This window comes from Halorubrum tibetense (genome assembly GCF_042661865.1).
In the GTDB taxonomy this organism is placed as follows: Archaea; Halobacteriota; Halobacteria; order Halobacteriales; family Haloferacaceae; genus Halorubrum; species Halorubrum tibetense.
The window spans coordinates 1-995 of sequence record NZ_JBHSWW010000512.1; the positions used below are offsets into that span (position 1 = coordinate 1).

The 995-nt window shown below is 72.0% G+C and carries 2 protein-coding genes; both read right to left on the reverse strand.

Features of this window, described 5'->3' with window-relative positions; genetic code table 11:
• The coding region (locus tag ACFQEU_RS16600) for an ABC transporter ATP-binding protein (RefSeq protein WP_379783943.1) at positions 1–476 on the reverse strand (476 nt) is incomplete at its 3' end.
• 111 nt (positions 477–587) lie between these two features.
• A partial coding sequence (locus ACFQEU_RS16605) for a BRCT domain-containing protein (RefSeq protein ID WP_379783946.1) occupies positions 588–995 on the reverse strand: 408 nt, incomplete at its 5' end.

Below are 995 nucleotides of genomic sequence, written 5' to 3' on the forward strand. Positions count from 1 at the left end.
CCCGTTGCGGGCTCGTCGAGGACGAGCAGCTCCGGTTCGCCGACGAGCGCCATCGCGAGCAACAGGCGCTGGCGCATCCCCTTCGAGTAGTCGCCCGCCTTTCGGTCGGCGTCCTCGCGGATCCCGACCCGGTCGAGGAGCGCGTCGGCGTCGGCCTCGACCTCCTTCGACCGGATCGCGAACTCGACGTGTTTCCGGCCCGAGAGCCGGTCGTACACCGAAAACCCCTCGGGGAGGACGCCGGTCCGACGGCGGATCGCGACGCTCTCCGCCCGGGCGTCCCGTCCGAGCACCGTCACCGTCCCCTCGGTCGGCCGGACGAGGTCGAGCAGCATGTCGATCGTCGTCGACTTGCCGGCCCCGTTCGGCCCGAGGAAGCCGTACACCTCCCCCTCCTCGACGGTGAGATCGAGGTCCCGCACCGCGGTGGCTCCGGGGAACTCCTTGGTCACCCCGCGCAGCTCGATAGCGGTCATACCGTCCGTTCCGCCAGCCGGCGGATAAAGGGTTGTGGCTCGGGAGAACGGGGGCGGCCGGGAGCCGCCAAGCGGGGCCGAAGAGGTGGGAACGACGGGAGGCAGCCACCCCTACGCCGGCGGCCAGTCGATCCCGTTGTCGGCCAGCAGATCGGCGAACGCCGCCTCGTCGAGGACGGGCACGTCGTTCGCGTCGGCGTCGTCCCGCTTCGAGCGCCCGGGGTTCTCGCCGGCGACGAGGTAGTCCGTGTTGCCGGAGACGCTCGACGTGGCGTTCGCGCCGGCGCGTTCGACGAGCGCCTGTGCGTCACTTCGGGGGACGGACAGCGACCCCGTGAACACGAACGTGAGCCCGTCGAGCGGGGCGAACCCGTCCTCGCCGTCACCAGTGTCTCCGACCGGTTCGGGCTCGACCGCGCGCTCGCGGAGCCCCCCGATCGCCGCTCGGTTCTCCGGCGCGTCGAGGAACGCCCGTATCGACTCGGCAACGGCGGGGCCGACGTCGTCGACCTCGCGGAG